The sequence below is a fragment of the Streptococcus infantis genome, assembly GCF_047460875.1.
Taxonomy (GTDB): domain Bacteria; phylum Bacillota; class Bacilli; order Lactobacillales; family Streptococcaceae; genus Streptococcus; species Streptococcus infantis_AA.
This window is the reverse complement of the sequence record NZ_JASHFI010000007.1, coordinates 59,756-80,376: the sequence shown is the minus strand read 5'-3', so window position 1 is coordinate 80,376 and position 20,621 is coordinate 59,756. Positions and strand designations below refer to the sequence as shown.

General features: G+C 41.1%; 18 protein-coding genes and 2 pseudogenes. 3 read left to right on the top strand and 17 right to left on the bottom strand.

Going from position 1 to position 20,621, the window contains the following annotated elements; genetic code table 11:
• Positions 1–18: 18 nt before the first annotated feature.
• The 4 genes from QM887_RS06020 to QM887_RS06005 all read right to left on the bottom strand — a co-directional run bounded on the left by QM887_RS06020 (position 19) and on the right by QM887_RS06005 (position 4,786).
• Positions 19–1,626 (bottom strand): CTP synthase, encoded by a 1,608-nt coding sequence (locus tag QM887_RS06020; protein ID WP_414270967.1) that lies wholly within the window; start codon positions 1,624–1,626, stop codon positions 19–21.
• 317 nt (positions 1,627–1,943) lie between these two features.
• A complete protein-coding gene (gene rpoE / locus QM887_RS06015; RefSeq protein WP_075229911.1) occupies positions 1,944–2,519 on the bottom strand; it encodes a DNA-directed RNA polymerase subunit delta in 576 nt (191 codons plus the stop codon).
• 177 nt (positions 2,520–2,696) lie between these two features.
• A complete protein-coding gene (locus QM887_RS06010; RefSeq protein ID WP_414270966.1) occupies positions 2,697–3,896 on the bottom strand; it encodes an ABC transporter permease in 1,200 nt (399 codons plus the stop codon).
• Positions 3,893–4,786: an ABC transporter ATP-binding protein gene (locus QM887_RS06005; protein ID WP_414270985.1), complete on the bottom strand. Its 894-nt coding sequence runs from the start codon at positions 4,784–4,786 to the stop codon at positions 3,893–3,895. The genes QM887_RS06010 and QM887_RS06005 overlap by 4 nt, the downstream gene beginning before the upstream one ends.
• Positions 4,787–5,111: 325 nt before the next feature.
• Between QM887_RS06005 and QM887_RS06000 the strand changes: the two genes are divergently transcribed.
• Positions 5,112–6,017 carry an alpha/beta fold hydrolase gene (locus QM887_RS06000; protein WP_414270965.1) on the top strand — a complete coding sequence of 302 codons (906 nt, stop codon included), beginning with the start codon at positions 5,112–5,114 and terminating at the stop codon, positions 6,015–6,017.
• Positions 6,018–6,286: 269 nt separating this feature from the next.
• Here QM887_RS06000 and pheT read toward each other — a convergent pair whose 3' ends face one another.
• From pheT to QM887_RS05975, 5 genes and pseudogenes are all read right to left on the bottom strand, one after another.
• Entirely contained in the window at positions 6,287–8,692 is a 2,406-nt protein-coding gene (gene pheT, locus QM887_RS05995) for a phenylalanine--tRNA ligase subunit beta (protein ID WP_414270964.1), read from the bottom strand.
• A 131-nt stretch (positions 8,693–8,823) separates the two neighbouring features.
• The gene (gene pheS, locus QM887_RS05990; protein WP_414270963.1) at positions 8,824–9,870 is read right to left on the bottom strand and encodes a phenylalanine--tRNA ligase subunit alpha; all 1,047 of its coding nucleotides are present in this window, start codon (positions 9,868–9,870) and stop codon (positions 8,824–8,826) included.
• 277 nt (positions 9,871–10,147) lie between these two features.
• The gene (gene ldcB / locus QM887_RS05985) at positions 10,148–10,864 is read right to left on the bottom strand and encodes an LD-carboxypeptidase LdcB/DacB (protein WP_414270962.1); all 717 of its coding nucleotides are present in this window, start codon (positions 10,862–10,864) and stop codon (positions 10,148–10,150) included.
• Between the two features lie 3 nt (positions 10,865–10,867).
• A pseudogene (locus tag QM887_RS05980) lies at positions 10,868–11,337 on the bottom strand (HIT family protein).
• A 1-nt stretch (position 11,338) separates the two neighbouring features.
• Complete coding sequence (locus tag QM887_RS05975) at positions 11,339–12,376, bottom strand: M42 family metallopeptidase (protein ID WP_414270961.1); 1,038 nt, start codon at positions 12,374–12,376, stop codon at positions 11,339–11,341.
• 134 nt (positions 12,377–12,510) lie between these two features.
• Between QM887_RS05975 and QM887_RS05970 the strand changes: the two genes are divergently transcribed.
• Positions 12,511–13,035: a DUF1307 domain-containing protein gene (locus QM887_RS05970; protein WP_414270960.1), complete on the top strand. Its 525-nt coding sequence runs from the start codon at positions 12,511–12,513 to the stop codon at positions 13,033–13,035.
• Between the two features lie 199 nt (positions 13,036–13,234).
• Here QM887_RS05970 and brnQ read toward each other — a convergent pair whose 3' ends face one another.
• The 7 genes from brnQ to QM887_RS05935 form a co-directional block, all read right to left on the bottom strand.
• Positions 13,235–14,560, bottom strand: coding sequence for a branched-chain amino acid transport system II carrier protein (gene brnQ, locus QM887_RS05965; protein ID WP_414270959.1), 1,326 nt, complete (start codon positions 14,558–14,560; stop codon positions 13,235–13,237).
• Between the two features lie 157 nt (positions 14,561–14,717).
• On the bottom strand, positions 14,718–14,999 hold the full coding sequence (locus QM887_RS05960; protein WP_414270958.1) for a rhodanese-like domain-containing protein: 282 nt from the start codon (positions 14,997–14,999) through the stop codon (positions 14,718–14,720).
• A 21-nt stretch (positions 15,000–15,020) separates the two neighbouring features.
• On the bottom strand, positions 15,021–15,512 hold the full coding sequence (locus QM887_RS05955) for a prolyl-tRNA synthetase associated domain-containing protein (protein WP_414270957.1): 492 nt from the start codon (positions 15,510–15,512) through the stop codon (positions 15,021–15,023).
• A gap of 12 nt (positions 15,513–15,524) precedes the next feature.
• Positions 15,525–16,109: a uracil-DNA glycosylase family protein gene (locus QM887_RS05950; protein ID WP_414270956.1), complete on the bottom strand. Its 585-nt coding sequence runs from the start codon at positions 16,107–16,109 to the stop codon at positions 15,525–15,527.
• Between the two features lie 50 nt (positions 16,110–16,159).
• Positions 16,160–17,560 carry a dipeptidase PepV gene (pepV, locus tag QM887_RS05945; RefSeq protein ID WP_414270955.1) on the bottom strand — a complete coding sequence of 467 codons (1,401 nt, stop codon included), beginning with the start codon at positions 17,558–17,560 and terminating at the stop codon, positions 16,160–16,162.
• Positions 17,561–17,569: 9 nt separating this feature from the next.
• Positions 17,570–18,175: a nitroreductase family protein gene (locus tag QM887_RS05940; protein WP_414270954.1), complete on the bottom strand. Its 606-nt coding sequence runs from the start codon at positions 18,173–18,175 to the stop codon at positions 17,570–17,572.
• A 350-nt stretch (positions 18,176–18,525) separates the two neighbouring features.
• Positions 18,526–19,026: a hypothetical protein gene (locus QM887_RS05935; protein WP_075229926.1), complete on the bottom strand. Its 501-nt coding sequence runs from the start codon at positions 19,024–19,026 to the stop codon at positions 18,526–18,528.
• 137 nt (positions 19,027–19,163) lie between these two features.
• On the opposite strand from QM887_RS05935, the pseudogene QM887_RS05930 reads away from it, so the two are divergent.
• Positions 19,164–19,388: pseudogene (locus QM887_RS05930) on the top strand (amino acid ABC transporter substrate-binding protein); the annotation flags it as partial.
• Positions 19,389–19,605: 217 nt separating this feature from the next.
• Here QM887_RS05930 and QM887_RS05925 read toward each other — a convergent pair.
• Positions 19,606–20,439 carry a metallophosphoesterase family protein gene (locus QM887_RS05925; protein WP_414270953.1) on the bottom strand — a complete coding sequence of 278 codons (834 nt, stop codon included), beginning with the start codon at positions 20,437–20,439 and terminating at the stop codon, positions 19,606–19,608.
• Positions 20,440–20,621: the final 182 nt, after the last annotated feature.

Genomic DNA, 20,621 nt, shown 5'->3' with positions numbered 1-20,621 from the left:
TCAAAGGTTTAATCATGACTATTTACTATTTTCAACCGCTGCTGTTACAAAAGCAGTGTAGAGTTCTTCTGGGCGGTTTGGACGGCTTGATAGCTCTGGATGGTACTGACAAGCCACAAAGAATTTATTCTCTGGAATTTCCACAATTTCTACCAAACGATTATCTGGTGACACTCCTGAAAAGACAAAACCTGCTCCTTCAAACTGTTCACGAAAAGCATTGTTAAACTCATAACGGTGACGGTGACGGCGTTGCACCACCTCTTTGTTATTATAAGCTGCTGCTGCCTTAGAACCACGTTTCAACTTAGAAGGATAAAGTCCCAAACGAAGGGTTCCCCCCATGTCCTCAACATCAATCTGATCACGCATGATATCGATGATAGGGTATTTGGTATCAGGATTTAGCTCTGCTGAATTAGCTCCTTCAAGACCTAAGACATTACGGGCAAACTCGATACAGGTCAACTGCATACCCAAGCAGACTCCAAGCATTGGTACATCATTTTCACGCGCATATCGAATCGCTTCAATCTTACCTTCTGTTCCACGTTGGCCAAAACCACCTGGAACGATGATTCCGTCAGCGTCAGATAGAAGTTCTGCCACATTGTCAGCTGTCACATCATTTGCATTGACCCAATCAATCTTCACTTCTGCATCATTGGCATAACCAGAGTGTTTCAAAGCCTCTACGACAGAAATGTAGGCATCTTGCAACTCGACATACTTACCAACAAGAGCAATTTTGACTTGTTTTTTGAGATTCATAACCTTATCAACCATAGCTGACCACTCTGTCATATCTGCTGCAGGTGCATCTATTTTCAAATGGTCACAGACGATTTGATCCATGCCTTGTGCTTGCAGATTAAGTGGGATTTGGTAAAGATGATCCACATCCAAGGACTCAATAACTGCTTCTGGCGCCACATCACAGAACTGGGCTAGTTTATTTTTAATCCCTTGTCCTACTTGTTTTTCTGTACGAATGACCAACATATTTGGCTGGATTCCCAGACCACGCAATTCTTTGACAGAGTGTTGAGTTGGTTTGGTTTTCATTTCACCAGCTGCCTTGAGGTAAGGAAGCAAGGTTGTATGGATATACATGACATTTTCTGCTCCGACATCAGACTTCATCTGACGAAGCGCCTCTAAGAATGGAAGGGACTCAATATCGCCGACTGTTCCCCCAACCTCTGTAATAATAACATCAGAGTCAGTCGTTAGGGCAGCACGCTTGATTTTTTCTTTCAAAGCATCTGTAATATGAGGAATAACTTGGACAGTTGCACCCAAATACTCTCCACGGCGTTCCTTACGAAGCACTTCACTGTAAATTTTACCAGTTGTCACATTTGAGTATTTATTGAGATTGATATCAATAAAACGTTCATAGTGACCCAAGTCCAAATCTGTCTCAGCCCCATCATCAGTTACAAAGACTTCCCCGTGCTGGTAAGGGCTCATGGTTCCTGGGTCGATATTGATATAAGGGTCAAATTTTTGAATGGTCACCTTCAAACCACGATTTTTCAACAGTCGTCCTAGACTCGCTGCAACGATCCCTTTTCCAATAGACGACACCACACCACCAGTGACAAAAATATATTTCGTAGACATAGATTCCTCTTTCTAAAATGCACAAGGTCTTGTTCACTAGAGGGGAACTAAGAAAACAAAACCTTCATCGACAACTACAATCCAGTATGATAATTTTCCTGGAAAAACAAAAATAGCTCCCTAGTAACTAGGAAGCTCCGACCTCAAAAAGAGGTGCCCGAACAATATATTACCTCAAAATGAACCATTTGTCAAATAGAACAAATCGTTGACTTGGCGCATTCCAGCTTACAAAACTAATTCAGACTAATACAAAAAAGCTGGACCAGGAAATCGAGACTTGATAGACCGATTCCAGCTCCAACTCCTTTTTATTTTTATTCTTCCTCTTCTTCAGAGTCTTCGTCGTCTTCTTCATTAAGATCGACTTCTTCATCTAGATCGTCTGGTGCGATTTCGTTGATTTCAGCATCATAAGCTTCAACCTCATTCTTCTCATCATCTGGATTTTCATCGTCATAAGAAAGGGCTGGATCTTCTTCGTAAGCATCCTCATCTTCAGGATCATCTGCATCATAATCAATGGCATCTGCATCTCCGTCCATGAAGGCATTAACACGTTTTTTCTTAGGTTTAGGTGCGACCTCTTCATCGTCACTTTCTTCAAGAGCAATGATTTCCTCATCGATTTCATCCACTCCATACCATGAACGAAGGCCCCATTTATTATCTCCAAGAGAGATAAAGCTTCCGTCAAAGTTCAACTCTGTATAGAACAAAGGCAAAGCTTCACGAATATCGCTGTTAGAGGTACCGAGATAGTTTTGGATTTCATTAACCAAATCACTAAAATGCATCTCATTATCACGACCACGAAGTTCTAAGATGGCACGAGCCACCTCAATCATAGATAGTTCACTTTTTTCTTGCCCAGCAAATACTTCTAATTCCAAAGCGTTTCTCCTCAATTATTACTACTATTGCCAGAGTGGATAAACTCTGATCTCATTTTATCATGTACTCTTTATTGTACGATAATTTTGCCTAATAGTCAAAGGTTTAGAAGAAATAAATGTGAAATATTTCAGCTAATTGAAAGACCTGAGAGATACACTCACAGGTCCAATACTTTATTTATAGCTTAAAGCTCGTTTAAAGGTTTTCCAAATACCTAAATCATCCGTTTGAAGGACCAGACTAGCATACATGCGTCCGATAAAGATGGTTGCAGTCACCGCAAAAGCAATCGTAATCATAAGTGAAATCCACGCTTCCAAACTATTTGCATAGCCATTGATAGCTCTAAAAGGCATAAAGAAGGTCGAAATGAAAGGAATATAAGAACCGATTTTCAAAATCAAATTGTCTCCTGCAGCGCCTAGGGCAGTAACGCCAACAAAACCAGCTATTATCAAAATCATCAACGGAGATAAGGCCTTTCCTGCATCTTCAGGTCGAGAAACCATAGAACCTAAGAAGGCTGCCAAGACTACATACATGAAGAGACTGACTAAGATAAATAATAAGGTGTTAAGCGAGAAGGCTTCTCCCAAGTGATTCAGAATACCTGAATTAGCCAAGATAGGCATATCCTTAAAGAATAAGATAGCTCCGAGTCCACCTACAACATAAATCCCAATATGACTTAAAATGACTAGGAGCAGGGCAATCATGCGCGCGTAGAAGTAATGGCTGGCACGAATGCTGGAGAAGACCACTTCCATGATTTTGGTCCCTTTCTCGCTGGCTACTTCCTGAGCAGTAACACTAGCATAAGTGATTAAGATCATATAAAGGAAGAAGCCCAGTCCTGCAGCCGCAAAGGTTTGGACCATCTTTTTATTTTCTTTTGACTCATCAATTTTCTCAGTAAATTGGACAGTTTGTTCCAAGCGTTTTGTCTGTTCTTGTGACAGATTTGCTGCTGAACGGTTGAGTTGGGCTTGGAGTTCATTCAACTTAGCGGTCACTGCTAATTTAATTCCACTCTCTAGTGAAGTTTCACCATGATAGACTGCCTTAAGGACACTATCTTCTTGGTCAATCATCAGATAGCCCTTGATTTTCTCATCCTTGATAGCAGCTTGGGCACTGGCTTCGTCCTGATAATCAAAATTAAGACCATTGGCTATTTTAAGACCTTCTGTAACAGTTGGAACCGAGCTAATCACTGCAACTTTATCATTTTGTGCCAAAGACGTTCCTTGAAGATAACCAATTCCTCCAGACAGACCTAAAAAGAGGAAAGGTGAAATCACCATAAAGAAGAAACTCCACGACTTAACATGTCGTAAATAAGTTTCTTTGATTACAACCCACATATTTCTCATACTTCCACCCCTGATTCTAGTTTAAAGATTTCATCGATTGTCGGCGCTTGTTGGTCAAAGGTCGCGATATATTGACCTTGAGTCAAGATTGGGAAGAGTTCCCTACCAGCACTTTCATCATCCAAGATCAACTTCCAACTACCTTGCTTGGTCAAGCTAACCTGTTTAACATGAGGAAGACTCTCCAGTTCTTCCTTGCTTCGTTCACTTGAAACAAAAAGTCGTGTTTTCCCGTATTGATTGCGAACCTCTTGAACCGGTCCATGCAAGACCACACGCCCATCACGAATCATGAGGATATCATCACAAAGTTCTTCGACATTGGTCATGACATGGTCAGAAAAGATAATAGTCGCGCCACGTTCTTTTTCTTTTAGGATAACCTGCTTAAGGAGTTCGGTATTGACTGGATCCAAGCCACTAAAAGGCTCATCTAGGATAATCAAGTCGGGTTCATGAATCAAAGTGATAATCAACTGAATCTTCTGTTGATTTCCTTTTGAGAGACTCTTGATCTTATCCGTCAATTTTCCCTTGACTTCCAATTTTTCCATCCATTGAGGGAGTTTTTCTTTGATTTCCTTGGTGTCCATGCCTTTTAGGGTCGCCAAGTAACGAACTTGTTCAAGGACTGTCAATTTAGGCATAAGACTACGTTCTTCAGGGAGATAACCAATGCGAGCATAGGTCTCCTGACGAATATCTTGACCATCAAGCTCAATCTCCCCTTGATAGTCTAAAAATTTCAAAATACTGTGAAAAATAGTGGTTTTCCCAGCTCCATTTTTCCCAACCAGCCCCAAAATACGCCCTGGTCTTGCTTGAAAGTCAACACCAAACAAAACTTGCTTAGGCCCAAAACTTTTTTCTAGATTTCTTACTTCGAGCATCATCCACCTCCGAAATTTATTGCACTCATTATACTCCTTTTTGATAGCTTTTACAATGATTTATGTACATTTTTAAATCTTTGTTTTTAAAAGGATATTTACTAGATTGGGAATTTATTGGCTCTTCGCCAAGTATTTTATCCCCAGATTTTAAGTGATAAACTTATTATACTCATTTCTTGATAAATCCGTTGGCTATGTCCTCAAATGTTCATTTTCAGTCCTGAATTGTTACTAGCAATCTTCATTATCATGCCTAGCTTATCGTGCTATTTTATGGTATATTTTTGATAGACTATAGATTATCATAGGCAAGGAATCTGATATGAAAAAAAGACTTAAACTCGAACCAAACAACAATAACTTAATCATTTGGGAAGCTGAACAGCCAAAAGCCGTTCTTCAGCTTGTACATGGAATGGTAGAGTACGTAGAACGATATGAAGAATTTGCTCTAGCCATGAATAAAGAAGGCTTTACTGTTATCGGCCATGATCATCTCGGCCACGGTTTTACTGCTCAAAATCCAAGTCAACTCGGAGTATTTCCTGAATCTCCCGAGGAACTCATCGATGACATTGAAAAAGTAACCTTCTTTATTCAAGAAAGCTATCCAGAACTTCCAATCGTCCTTCTAGGGCATTCTATGGGTTCTCTTATGTGTCGCTATTATGTAGCTAAACGAAAACCACCCATTAATGCCTTAATTATCATGGCAACTGGTCAACAACCTCAATTTCTGACTCGATTCGCTCTCCTCCTAACAGAATGCATCCGACTTATAAAAGGGAATAAACACCGTAGTAAACTCCTGACCTATCTATCAACTGATAGTTTTAATCGAAGTATTAAGAATCCTAAAACATCTGTCGATTGGCTCTCAAAAAATGAAGAATCCAACCAAGCTTATCTGAAGGATCCATTCTGTCAATTCATCCCTACTATTCCCATGTACAGATCTATTTTTTACTTCTCAAATCAAGTAGCTAGTAAACAAGTGATTGATGAGATCCCAGCCCAACTTCCTATTCTCGTTATTTCAGGACAAGAAGACCCTCTAGGTGAAAATGGCAAAGGTATCGAGAGATTTGTAAAACTCCTAAAAGCTTCACATTCTAAAGTAAGCCTTCGATTAGTTGAAGAGGCTCGTCACGAAATTCTAAACGAGAATAATCGAAACGATACCTATCACTTCTTAGCTGATTGGATGACAAAAAACATGGATGGCTAACCTAGATATAGCAGTATTACATAGAGCTTATTCCCCAAGTTGATTAAATCATCAGGCTAAAGCTTGATGATTTTTGTACTAAAAAGAGAGTGGGGCAGAAATCGGTAATTCGTTAGAATTCGATTTCGTCGCCCCACCTCCGCACAGTTGAGTAGGGCTGTAATAGCTGATGAAATCAGCGTAGTAGAGCCCACTCAACCACTGCGTCTTGCTCGACAATCCAAAGACAATTGAGAGGCCAGGACTTTTGTCCCAGCCTCTTTAGACTGTTAACGCACTTCTGCATTGACTTTTTCTTCGAGAGAAGCTTGAATTTTTTCCATGTAGCGTGCGACTTCTTCGTCTGTCAAGCTATCTTCTGGATTTTGGAAGGTCAAGCTATAAGCCATTGACTTCATTCCTATACCCAGTTTTTCACCTGAGAAGACGTCGAAGAGTTTGATAGCTGTCAAACGTTTCACACCAGCAGCTTGAATGGCATCAACCACATCTTGGTGAGTCACTTCTGCTTTGAGGAGAAGAGCGATATCACGACTGACTGCTGGGAATTTAGTGATTTCCACAAATGGAGCTGCTGGTTGAAGAGCTTTCTCGATAGCTGAAAGGTTGAGCTCTGCTACATAAGTTTCTGGAATATCGTAAGCCTTAGCTGTAACAGGATGTACTTGACCGAGGAAACCAAGGACTTGGTCCCCAAGTGAGATCAAGGCTGTACGTCCTGGGTGAAGGCTAGCGATTTCAGAGGTTGCTGTATAAGTCACTTCAAGACCCAAGCGAGCAAAGAGAGCTTCCAAAATTCCCTTGGCATAGAAGAAATCAACCGGAACGGCTGCAGTTTGGAAGTCTTTTTCAGCGACTAAGCCAGTCAAGGCAAAGGCAAAGCTGTTGATTTCGTTTGGCAGCTCTTCTTTTGGATTTCCTGTTTGTTCAAAGACTTTTCCAATCTCGTAAAGGGCCAAGTTTTTATTCTTACGTGCTACGTTGTAGGCAACTGTATCAAGGATACCTGAGATCATATTTTGACGGAGGACAGAGCGGTCCACTGTCATTGGCCACATCAATTCTGTCAAATGGCTTGGCTGAATCGTAAACTCGACTGCTTTTTCAGGAGTTGTTAAAGCATAGGTGATAATTTCTGTCAAACCTGCTCCCTCAGCGATGGTACGAACTTGACGGCGGATTTTTTGTGTCGCAGTCAATTCACCAGCTGTTCCATCATCTTTTGGAAGACTAGTTGGCAAGCGGTCATAACCATAGATACGAGCGATTTCTTCAAAAAGGTCAGCTTCAATAGTAATATCCCAACGACGACGAGGGACGCTAACAGTAAAGGAATCAGCATTTCCAGAAAGGCCAAATCCAAGACGACGGAAGACATCTTCTACGTCTGCGTATGAAAGCTCAGTTCCGAGAACACGATTAACGTCAGCAAGGGTTGAAGAAACTTCTACATCTGAAGTATCAAGCTGCCCTGCTGAAACGATACCTTTACGCACGGTCGCACCAGCAAGTTCAGCAATCATACTTGCTGCCGCATCAAGGGCTTCATTAACTGTTGCCACATTGATGCCTTTTTCAAAGCGAGAAGATGATTCTGAACGAAGGTTGAGGCGACCACTTGTCTTACGGATAGATTTGCCATTGAAGACAGCAGCTTCAAGAACGACACGACTAGACTTTTCAGAGATTTCTGTAGCCTGACCACCCATGACACCTGCAAGGGCTACTGGTTTGCCAGCCACAGTGATGACTAGGTCTGTTTCTGCAAGTTCACGCTCTTCCCCATCCAAGGTCACTAATTTCTCACCAGCACGTGCTTCACGCACACGGATGTCAGTCCCTTCAAAGGTATCCAAGTCAAAAGCATGCATCGGCTGACCAAAGTAAAGCAAGATATAGTTGGTTACGTCAACGACATTGTTAATGGGACGGATGCCTTCGTTCATGAGGAGGTTTTGCAACCATTGTGGACTTGGTGCGATGGTCACATTGTCCAAGATACGAGCTGCATAGTAAGGAGACTTGTCTGTATCAATTCTGACAGAAAGAGCATCCGCCGCAACTTGGTCTGTTTCTGTTAAAGTAAATTCTTTAAAGTTGACTGCCTTGTCATAGATAGCGGCTACTTCGTGAGCTACCCCACGCATAGAAAGAGCGTCTGCACGATTTGGAGTGATAGAAAGTTCGATGATTTCATCATCCAAGTCTAGATAGGAGAAGAGTTCCTCACCTGGAACAGCATTTTCTGGCAAGATTTGGATTCCATCTGCAAATTCTTTTGGAACAACTGAGTCAGAAATCCCCAATTCACCTAGTGAACAGATCATCCCTAGTGACTCTAAGCCACGGATTTTACCTTTTTTAATCTTGTAGTTGTCCGCAATGCGAGCTCCCGGAAGAGCCACCATAACCTTGATGCCTGCGCGCACATTTGGTGCTCCACAGACGATTTGACGGGCTTCTTCTTCACCAACATTGACTTGGCAAACATGCAAGTGTGTTTCTGGCACATCTTCGCAAGACAAGACTTCTCCGACGACAATTTTTGAGAGACCAGCAGCTGGTGATTCCACACCTTCTACTTCGATCCCTGTAGTTGACATTTTTTCAGCCAACTCTTGTGAGGGCACATCAATGTCCACCAATTCTTTTAACCATTTGTATGATACTAACATAATTCTAATTGTAAGGTCCCAGCAAGCGAGACCTTTTCAATTCCTTTCTTTTTCTTCGAGTCAGTCGTTTCTATTTCTAGAGTATGTGAAAACGAGAACGACTGTTTAAGATTGTGTTGCAGGTTTCAATCTTATTTAAACTGTTCTGAGAAGCGGACATCGCCTTGGTAGAATCCACGGATATCGTTGATTCCGTAACGAAGCATAGCGACACGCTCTTGACCAAGACCAAAGGCAAAACCAGAGTAAACAGTTGCATCGATACCACTCATCTCAAGGACACGTGGGTGAACCATACCGGCACCCATAATCTCGATCCAACCAGTTTTCTTACATACGTTACAGCCGGCTCCTCCACACTTGAAGCATGAAACATCCACCTCAACAGATGGCTCAGTGAACGGGAAGTAAGATGGACGCAAACGGATTTGACGCTCTTCACCAAACATTTTTTGTACAATCAACTGGAGGGTTCCTTGAAGGTCAGCCATAGAGATGTTTTTCCCAACAACCAAACCTTCGATTTGGTGGAACTGGTGACTGTGGGTTGCATCGTCCGTATCACGACGGAATACACGCCCTGGTGAGATCATCTTCAAAGGACCTTTTGAAAAATCATGGGCATCCATAGCACGCGCCTGAACTGGAGACGTGTGAGTACGAAGCAAGATTTCTTCTGTGATATAGAAAGTATCCTGCATATCACGAGCTGGGTGATCCTTTGGAAGGTTCATACGTTCAAAGTTATAGTAGTCTTGTTCAACTTCAAAACCATCCACTACTTGGTAACCCATCCCGATGAAGATATCTTCGATTTCTTCACTAGTTTGAGTGAGAACGTGACGGTGACCTGTCGCAACTGGGCGACCTGGAAGCGTCACATCAATGCTCTCACTTGCTAGTTGAGCTTCCACTTTCTTTTCTTCCAAGAGCTTAGCTGTTTCTTCAAAGGCAGCAGTTAAGACATCGCGAGCCTCATTGACGTGTTTCCCGATAACAGGGCGCATTTCTGCTGATATATCCTTCATCCCTTTAAGGATTTCAGTCAATGAACCTTTTTTACCAAGGACAGAGACACGCAAATCCTGCATCTCTTTTTCATTTTCAGCAGAAATCTGCTTTAAGCTAGCTAGCGTTTCTTCACGAAGCGCTTTTAATTGTTCTTCAATAGTTGACATAATTCCTCCATCAGTCTCTCGTAAGATAAAAAGAAAACCACATGCCAAAAACTCCACTCGGAGCGTTGACACGCGGTACCATCCGTTTTTATCTGACAAGTCAGACCTTTATTTCTGAATCCATGCGCAAGTGAATTCACCCAGCTTTCATATAGAGAGCTTTCAGTCACGGCTCTCCTCCCTGATATACTTCCCCTGAGATACTAGTCTTGCAGATTCCTATTTAATTATTATTCATTTTATCAAATTTCAAGCATTCTTGCAAGATATTTTGCGACTAATCAACATAGTCCCCACCTTCAAAGCCGTAATACTCTTCCAAGCTGAGACCACTTGCAGCGATGTCCTTTGCTTCTTTTCCGACGTAGCGAAGGTGCCATTCCTCAGCCATATAGCCCGTTTCTTTTTCCTTACCTTTGAGATAGCGAACGACAAAACCATAGTCTGCAGCATGATCTAAAAGCCATTGAGCAGCTTTTTCTTCTGTCACCAAATCACCATCTGTACCGATAAGGTCAAATGCTAGTCCAGTTTGGTGTTCACTATATCCAGGTCGTGCAGAATAGCGGTCAGCCTCTGCCTTTCCGTCTTGGTTGACATAGTTCTGATAAAGTTGAGTTTGAGTTTCATAACTTCTGAAACCACTATAGTGGTCGCTGATTGGGAAACCTGCTTCCTGCATAGCAGCAATAAGCTTCAACAACTCCGCCTTTGCTGTAGGATTCTCTCCAGGATTATAGTCCTTAGACAAGGGATAATGCTTATTAGCGATAACAATCTCATCGTACTTCCCTTGAACGCTATAGTAATCTCCCTTATTAACTACTTCTGCCTTTTTCTGGCTTGCTTCCTGAGATTTACTACCGACAGTTCCTTCTTGGACGGTTTTTTCTTCAGTTGAAGTCTGCGTTTCTGATGTTGCTGGCTTTTCTTGCGAACAAGCTGCCAATGTCAAGGCTAGCAATCCTGATAATACAAGGTATCTTTTTTTCATTGTTTATCCTTTCATTTCTATCATTTGGTCCAAAGTTTCAGATAAGGTTTCAACCAAACCTTCTAATTTGCTTCCCTTAACCTGATATTCTTCAGCGACCATTTCTTCCCAAGGAACCCACCAAACTGGACCACGACCATTAAGACCGTGTCCCTTCATATCACCCTCTCGTCTCGGAAAAATATGCCAGTGGGCATGTGCATCACCGTTTCCCAACAACTCTACATTCATCTTTTGAGCAAAAAAGCCTTAGAGACAGCTTCCTGAACCAGACTCATTTCTTCTAAAAAGCGGAGTTTGACAGTTGGATGTAGATGATGTAATTCTGTAACATGTTCCTTGGCTAGGAATAGAGTGTAGCCTTCAAAATACTGGTGGTCTCCGATGACAACATAGCCTGTTTCTAATTCCTTGACAAAGTAGGGATTTTCCCCTGCCTTAATCAATTCAATTCGTTGACAAATTAGGCACATCCTAGTCCACCAACTCACTCTTAAGATAAGCGTCCACCATACGCTCAGTAGCAAGAACAGAATCGATATGAGTCCGCTCGTATGAATGACTAGACTCAATACCCGCTCCTAGAAGAGCGTGTTTGACTTCTGCTCCAGCTGACATGGCCGCAGAAGCATCCGAACCGTAAAATGGATAGATATCTAGTTTAAATGGAATGTCTTGCTCTTTTGCTAGAGCAACCAGATGTTGACGGAATTCATAGTGATAAGGACCTGAAGCATCTTTAACACAGATAGACACTGTGTACTCGTCCGTCTGCTGGTCATCTCCCATTGCTCCCATATCTACCGCTAGATATTCGACAACTTGACTAGGGATGCTTGAGTTAGCACCGTGTCCCACTTCTTCAAAGACTGAAAAGGCAAAATGCGTAGTGACAGGAAGTTCAATCCCTTCTTCTTTGTAGACTTTGAGGAGATTAAGGAGAATAGCTGCGCTGACCTTGTCATCCAAATGACGAGACTTGATAAAGCCTGTCTCAGTCACGACAGTTCGTGGGTCAAAACTGATAAAGTCTCCAACTTCGATACCGAGTGCGCGTGTTTCTTTTTCGTTGGTTACTTTTTCATCCAAACGAACTTCCATATTGTCCTGTGTACGTTCCGCAGTTCCAGCATCTTTGTAAACGTGACAAGAAGTCTGGTGGATCAAAATGGTACCTGAAATAGTCTTACCTGTACTAGCTACATGAACCGTACAGTTTTCGCCTTCAATCATATTCCAAGGGTAGCCACCAATACGGTCCATCTTAAGACGACCATCTGGTTTAACAGCGCGAACGATAGCTCCCAGGGTATCCACATGGGCAGTTACATAACGTTGTTGCTCATTATTTTTACCTCTAACAGTAACGTTGACACCACCTTTAGCAGTACGGACAGGTTGATAGCCTAACTTTTCAAGTGTCTCAACTAAATAATTCGTAATGTCGCGGGTAAAACCTGTTGGCGACGCGATAGCAGTAAGTTCTTTGATATATTCTACAGTTTGATTCATTTCTTCACCTCTTCCTACCATTATATCACTTTTCCCATCTGAATATGTGTAAAAAAGAACGACACCTAATACTTTGATTCCAAAAAATGGCTGTGCTATAATGATATTAGATTTATGATGAAAGGAAAAGAGACATGAAGAAATATTTCAAAGCTAGCCTCTGTCTAGTTCTATCTTTGCTTGTCTTGTTAGGATGTTCTAAACAATCAACAACTACTTCCTCTAGCCCTAATAAGGAGGAAAAAACCACGCTTGAAAACTCAGAAACAAAAGCTGAGGTAAAAACTGCTACCTTTGTCAATGATACTCGTCCTAGCTTTACTTCTACCCTGACTTATAGTGTTGAAGGAGACAAAGTATTGAAACAATCAGGTCATAATATCTATGATCCAGAATCTTACAACAAAACACCAGAAGAACTTAAAACCTTGGTTGAAGAAACCTACAAAGGCTATAATGGCATCCAGGGTGTTCGCCAGACTATTGAAATTCAAGATGGGAAAGTCGTTCAAGATGCAGAATTTGACTTTACAGTCGCTGATATTGATGAACTCAGAAAAGCCTTCCCTAAAGAATATTCTGGGGTTGGGAAAACGATCAGTTTTGCTGCTTCTAAAAAATTGCTAACTGAACTCGGATTTACTGAAAAAACCGACTAAGATTTATAGAATATAAAAGAGGCTGGGACAAAAGTCCTAGCCTCTCAATTGTCTGTGGATTGTCGAGCAAGACGCAGTGGTTGAGTGGGCTCTACTACGCTGATTTCATCAGCTTTTACAGCCCTACTCAACTGTGCGGAGGTGGGACGACGAAATCGAATTCTAACGAATTACCGATTTCTGTCCCACTCTCATTTTTTTATTCCATTTCAAAAGTTTCGCTTTCTTGTTTGTTAGGAAGAACAAGAGAAAGTAAAATCCCAATGATCGCTGGTACTAACCATGGCAATGAAGCCTTAGCAAATGGTAGAGCATTCACAATATTGGCAAGGAAGGTCACTTCAAATGAACTTCCCAAGACACTAGCTACTGCAATAGCTGTTACCAGTCCCATCGTCAATTGCATGCCTGGTTTTGAAAGTGGTACAAACTTGTTCACAATCACAATCATAACAATCACAATGGTAATTGGATACAAGATAACTAGGACAGGGATAGAATATTTGATGATTGCATCAAGACCAAGGTTGGCAATTGCAAAACCAATCAAGGTAAAGACAGTCGCATAAACCTTATAGCTGATTTGTGGGAAACGTCCGTTAAAGAATTCCGCAGTTGAAACAATCAACCCTACAGTCGTTGTGAAGCAGGTTACTGTTACCATGGCTGCTAGGAATAATTGAGCTGTTGAACCAAAGATTTCTTGGGTCGCTTGTGACAAGATATAAACCCCTGGAGTTCCACCCTTCATCGCTTCTTCTGTCATTGGGAAGTGATTTCCAAGGAAACCTAGGCCAATGTATAGAGCACTAAAGCCAAGTGCTACGACAATTCCGACTACCCAAATGGTTGAGATATATTCTTTTTTACTTGAAAATCCAAGTTGTTTCAAGGTTTGAACCGCGATTACACTGAAGGCAACAGAAGCAAGAGCATCTAGAGTATTATATCCTTCAAGGAATCCTGCTCCAAATGCTGAAGCCTGATAAGCCTCGGTAGCTGCTTGTGGAGCATTTCCACCATATTTGAAGGCTCCAAGGATTACCAAGATGATAATCAAGAGGGCAAAAACTGGAGTCAAAATACGACCGATACGATCCAAAATCTTTGAAGGATTCAGCGCGATTAGGTATGCTGCAACAAAGTAGATAAGAGTAAAGACAATCAAGCCTAGACCTTTGTCAGCATCTGCCAAGAGGGGACTAATCCCTACTGCATAAGAAGTTGTTGCAGTACGTGGAATGGCAAAGAATGGACCAATCGACAAGTACAAAACTGCTAGATAAATCGTTGCAAACCAAGGGGAAATCTTTTTAGAAATCTCATAGATATATCCCTTAGGATTTAAGGTCCCGATGATCAAGGTCAAGACGGCAAGTCCGACACCTGAAAGTACAAATCCTGCAATAGCAGGTAGAAAGTGTTCCCCAGATTGAGCACCTAGGGTAGGGGGGAAAATCAAGTTACCCGCACCAAAAAATATTCCAAACAGGAGTAACCCTGTTAAAGCACCTTTTTTAGCCATAAACTCTCCTTATAAAAAATAAAATACTTACATAGTATACCATGATTAAAAGCATGAAAAGGCTGTCACGAAATAAATCTAAAATGTTTTCAATTTTCTGAATGTTTTGCTCTAAAAATTCCTAGGAGAAAACTATCTTCCCCTAGGAATTTAAGTATTATTCAAAAACATCCATACCTGCAGGGACATTGATGACATCATAGCCCTTTTCTGTTAAAAATTGACAGGCATGGGCTGAACGGATACCAGACTTACAAATCACATAGTAAGGCTGGGTTTTATCTAGTTGTTCATAAGTATCTGCCAGTTGACTAAGAGGGAAATTACGAGCACCTTCTAAATGAAGAGCCTCAAATTCCTCTACTTCTCTCACATCCAATACAGAAAGCGACTCTTTCTGATAAAGCTGGTAAAAATTGTTAAAAGTAATTTCTTTCATCATTTCTCCTTTATAATGGCATTAAGGCAAGGTTACTACCTCATAGGTAAATCCAATTGACTCTAAAAATCGAAACAAGTCTTGGGTTTTAATAAAAATCGTTTTTTCATTGGTATTAGGGTGGAAGGTCATGACATCCTCTGAAACAATGTCCTTATCAAAATAAACATGAATGTCTTTCTCTTCGTTATTTAACAAACCAAAAGGTGAAACTGTTCCTGCTGGTAGGTTCATTTTCTCAGCCAAGGAATCTAACGAGGCCATGCGAATCCGATTGGCTCCCACTTGAACTTTAAAGTCATCCATATCCAATCGTTTCTTGTCGTCCATGATAAGCAGATAATACTGGGTTTTCTTTTTGTTGGTCAAAAACATGGACTTGGTCCGAACCCCTTTCAATCCTTTTATATAGCTATCTGCCTGCTCTGTCGTGAATGCAGGTGGATGAGCCACCACATCATATATGATCCGCAACTCTTGCAACTTATTAGAGACTTGTTGATAAGCATCCATCCTTTTTCTCCTTTATTGATGAATAATCTTTTGTACCAATGCTTGTAATTCTGGAACCACTTCTTCCTCAAACCAAGGATTTTTTTTCATCCAAATTTGATTACGTGGTGATGGGTGTACCAGAGGGAAATAATCAGGCAAATAATCTTTAAATCGATGCACACGGTCTGTCACCTTGCCACTAACTTTCTCATGTAGATAGTAAGCTTGGGCATACTGACCAATCAAGAGTGTTAATTGAATATCTGGCAATTCCTTCAAGAGTTCTGGATGCCATTTTTCTGCAAAACCTGGACGAGGTGGCAGGTCACCCGATTTTCCATGACCTGGAAAGTAGAAATCCATAGGCATGACTGCAAAGTAACCTGAGTTATAAAACGTGTCTTCATCCACACCCAACCATTCTCGCAAACGATCCCCACTTTTATCCTTCCAGTAAAGTCCTGCTTCTTGGGTTTTGAGACCAGGCGCTTGACCAATGATATTGATTCGAGCAGTCTTTGGTGCTGCAAAAAGAGGTTGGATGCCTTGCTCAGTATAGCTGGCATTCTGTGGATCCTCTATAATAGCTTGCTTGATTCTTTCAATTTGAGACATTTTCTCCTCCAAAAAGAAGTCTAAGCATTAAATCTCAGACTTCTATATCATTATTTGATCAATTCATAGATAGCTTCAGCGTAGATGGCTGCTGCACGGAAGAGATCATCCAAGGCGATAAATTCGTTGGCTTGGTGCATAGTATCGATAGAATCTGGGAACATAGCACCATAGGCTACACCACGCTCTAAGAGACGTCCGAAAGTTCCGCCTCCGATAACTTGCTCATGACCTTGAAGACCTGTTTGTTTTTCATAAACATTTAACAAGGTTTGGACAAGCGGATCTTCCATTGGAACATAGTGAGGTGTATGTCCGTGTTCAGACAAGCTAACTGAAACAACTGGTAAGTTTTCAAGAACTGACTTGATTTGCTCTGGGCTTGTTCCTTTTGGATAACGGAAGTTGAGGGCAATGGTATTATCAGCACTTGCTTCGTCAAAGCGGAAGACACCAGCATTCATAGAAAGAGCTCCCATCTTTTCATCCACATGAGCAACTTTCAAGTTTTTGCCTTCATGGTCATTTAAAAGAATCTTTCCAGCAATGTCAAGGAAGTCTTTTGCAGGTCCTTCAAAGGCAAACTGGCTGAGGAAGAGAGCAAGATAAGTCGCACCATTGACACCTGAAGCAGGCATAGCACCGTGGGCAGATTTACCAATGATGGTCACCTTGTATTGGCCAGCTTCTTCTTGGAGTTCTCCTCTAAGTTTATGTTCTGCAACAAAGGCATCTAGTTTAGCTTGCAAGTCAGCCAAATCACCTGAAACGACTGCTGTTGCTGATTCTGGTACCATGTTTTCACGCAAACCACCTGTGAAGCTGTGAAGACGAGCTGCACCCTTGTTTTCACCAGCAAAGTGGAGGTATTCTGTGATATTCCCTTTTTCACCATTGATGATAGGGAATTCAGCATCTGGAGAGAAGCCAAAGTCTGGTTTTGCAAGTCCTACATGCTCAAAGTAGTAGTCCATATCTGCCCAACCTGACTCTTCATCAGTTCCGACGATGAAACGAACTTTTTTAGAAGTTGGAAGCCCCAATTCTTTGATGATTTTCAAACCATAGTAACAAGCTGTAGTTGGGCCCTTGTCATCTGATGCTCCACGCGCATAGAGGCGACCATCTTTGATAGTTGGTGTGTAAGGATCAGTGTCCCATCCGCTACCTGCTGGCACCACGTCCATGTGGGCAAAGATACCGAGAACTTCTTCCCCTTCACCAAACTCAAAATGTCCTGCATAGTTGTCGACATTTTTTGTTGGGTAGCCATCACGGTCTGCGATTTCAAGGAATTTCTCCAAAGCTTTTACTGGACCAGGTCCAAATGGGTGCTCCGCATCTGCCTTACTGTCATCGCGTTCTGAGTTGATTTCCAAAAGGCTGAACAAGTCAGCCAAGAGGGCTTCTTTGCGTTTTTCTACTTCTGCTGTAAAATCAATAACTGTCATTTTTACTTCCTATCTTTTTTCGATAATTTCATCTACTGGCAAGCGGTAACTTGGTTCTAACTTCTCATCTGTGTATCCCACTGTAATCAAGAGCTCTGGACGGAAGCGTTCTTCAATTTCCAAGACTTCATTGACTTTTGATTTGTCAAAACCAAGGATAATGTTTGATCCGATTCCTTGGTCAGTCAAAGCAAGGACCAAGTTCATAGCAACAAGTCCAGCATTAAGAGCCAAGTAGTCACTGATTTGTTGTTCGTTGTAACGCGCAAACTCTGCTGGAAGATTTTTCATAAAGTACTGAAGTTGTTCTTCTGAGAAGTTCTTTGCTCCACCAACACGGGCAATCTTGCGAGCTCGTTTAGCTAGGTCAGTATCTGTAAACAAGGCAATGGTTACAGGGGCAGATGCTACTTGCTCAAAGTTTGATCCATAGGCGAGTTTTGCCAACTCAGCATTTTTCTCACGAACCACCACAAATTTCCATGGTTGGCTGTTGTGGGCGCTTGGTGCCAAGGTTGCGATTTCGATAGCCGTACGCACATCTTTAGGATCAACTGGTTTGTCGATAAAATGCTTAGTCGCATGACGTTTTTTATTTAATTCAAGAAATTTCATAATCGATTTCCTTTTCTATTTCTACTGCTTCCATTTTACCATATTTTGAAAGAGCTTGCAGAGTTTTTTCATAATGTAGAGATCTTTATCCCAACTCTTAATCAGGAATTACATACTTTTCGATTTAGTTGCTATCTATAGTAAAAATTTTTTGCACAAGAAAAAGAGGCTGGGACAAAAGTCCTATCCTCTCAATTGTCTTTGGATTGTCGAGCAAGACGCAGTGGTTGAGTGGGCTCTACTACGCTGATTTCATCAGCTTTTACAACCCTACTCAACTGTGCGGAGGTGGGACGACGAAATCGAATTCTAACGAATTACCGATTTCTGTCCCACTCTCTTTACTCATATCATTGCCCTGATACAACTTTACTTGCAGCCTCAATCGCTTGTGTCATAGCATCACGTGCAGTCTTCAACTGTTGGAGAAAGACAGTACGTGATTCTTCTGGCATTTCTGTATCGTCAGAACCTGCGCTTGACAAGCCATCATTAAATGCTTTTCTTGAAGTCTCTAGTGAGTTAAGAGCAGGCTCTACTTGTTGTTTATAAACATCTTTTTCAGCCTCAGGAACTTTGTCACCGATTTCTTCAACATATTTCTTATAGTTGTCAATCAACTTACCAAAAAGAGTTTTCATATCTCCAATTGTTTTAGCCTTGTCGATTTCTTCATCTGTTAGAAGAGTAACTTCAGATGTGTTTGTCTTTGAGTTATCTGTTTTTGATGAAGCTGATGTTTGTTCAGTCGAGCTTGAAGCTTTACTTGCAGAATCAGAAGATTTATTTCCACAAGCTGCTAAAGTTGCAACTGATAAGAGCACAAGGCCCGCAGTAAGAAGTTTTTTCATGACTATCTCCTTTAAATAGTTTTATGATACCTATATTTTAAAATAAAATAATTTTATTGTCAAATTTTTACCGAATTATTGAAGCTAAAAAGCTCATTGAGTTCACTATTTTTAAAATCTATATTAAGTCTATCGAAAATGTTCAAAAAATTATCCAAGACCGAGGTTTAGACTTGAACGTAGTCGACGTGGAAAGCAATGATAATCCAAACAACTAAATTATATTTGCAAGCGATGAAAAAGAATTTAAAGAACAATTTGACAATGTTCTCAAAGAACTCTACCAAGACGAAACTCTTGAAAAACTCAGTAACACCTATCTAGGGGGTTCTTACCTACCAGATCAATCTCAATTACAATAAGAAATATTAAAAGAGAGTGGGACAGAAATCGGTAATTCGTTAGAATTCGATTTCGTCGTCCCACCTCCGCACAGTTGAGTAGGGCTGTAAAAGCTGATGAAATCAGTGTAGTAGAGCCCACTCAACCACTGCGTCTTGCTCGACAATCCAACATCAAAAAGAGGCTAGGACTTTTGTCCCAGACTCTTTATTTAGTATTTGTTAGTTAAAGCAACTCTTACAAAAAATCAAAATAATTCTTGACATCCTCTACATAGCCATGCTTGTCAGTTAAACTAGCTAACAAATCTCTATTATGGCCTTGATAGTTGTCCTCACGTCGTAATTCCTCATACATTTCGATAAAAGGAAGGCCTTTGGTCTTAGCTGATTCTAGCTCTGCTTCATAGTCATAGGCAACTTTTCGAAATTGGATATTGACCAATTCACCATTTTTAACTTCAAGCAAGACATACTGAGCTCTGTGATTTTTCAGCCCTCCCCAGTCAAAATAAGGCATACCAATCGAACCTGGATTGATGATTTGTTGGCCTTGGCTACCATAACGTAGGAGCTGTTTATGGACATGCCCATAAACGGCTACATCAGTAGTTTCATCAAGTAACTGGTCAAATTTTTCGGTATTATTTTCAACCAGCAAATCACCACCATAATTTTTCTCAGGTAAATTATGAGAAAGAGAAAAACGCAAACCTTCAACTTCTTTCTTGGCTACCATAGGCAGATTTCTCAACCAATCAATATGCTCTGGCTTTAGGTCCTCCATCAGATACTGAGTCATCCTGAGAAACTGAATTTCTTCGGGATCTTCTAGACCATATTGCCCACTTAAAGCCACTAAAACACAATCATCCCAGTTCCCTCGAACGGATGCTGTAATGGGTAGGTCTTTCAAAAGAGCCACCAAGTCATTTGCTCCCGGCCCAGGAAGAAAAATATCTCCCAAAAGCCAATATTCAGTCGCCCCCAAATTTTTAGCGTCCTCAAGTACTCCAGCTAAGGCCGTCGTGTTGCCATGTATGTCTGATAAAATTGCAATCTTATGGTTCATTTTCTGCTCTTTCTTTAGTGGATAGCTTTCGGTTTATTCAATCCACTCTTATATTTTTTACTTTTCTTCATTATAGCATAAAATTACTAGAAGATTTTATAACGGAAATATTCTTATCAACTTTCTCTTAAAAATATGTCAAAAATAGTTGACATTTTATTTTCAAAAGAATATACTATAGT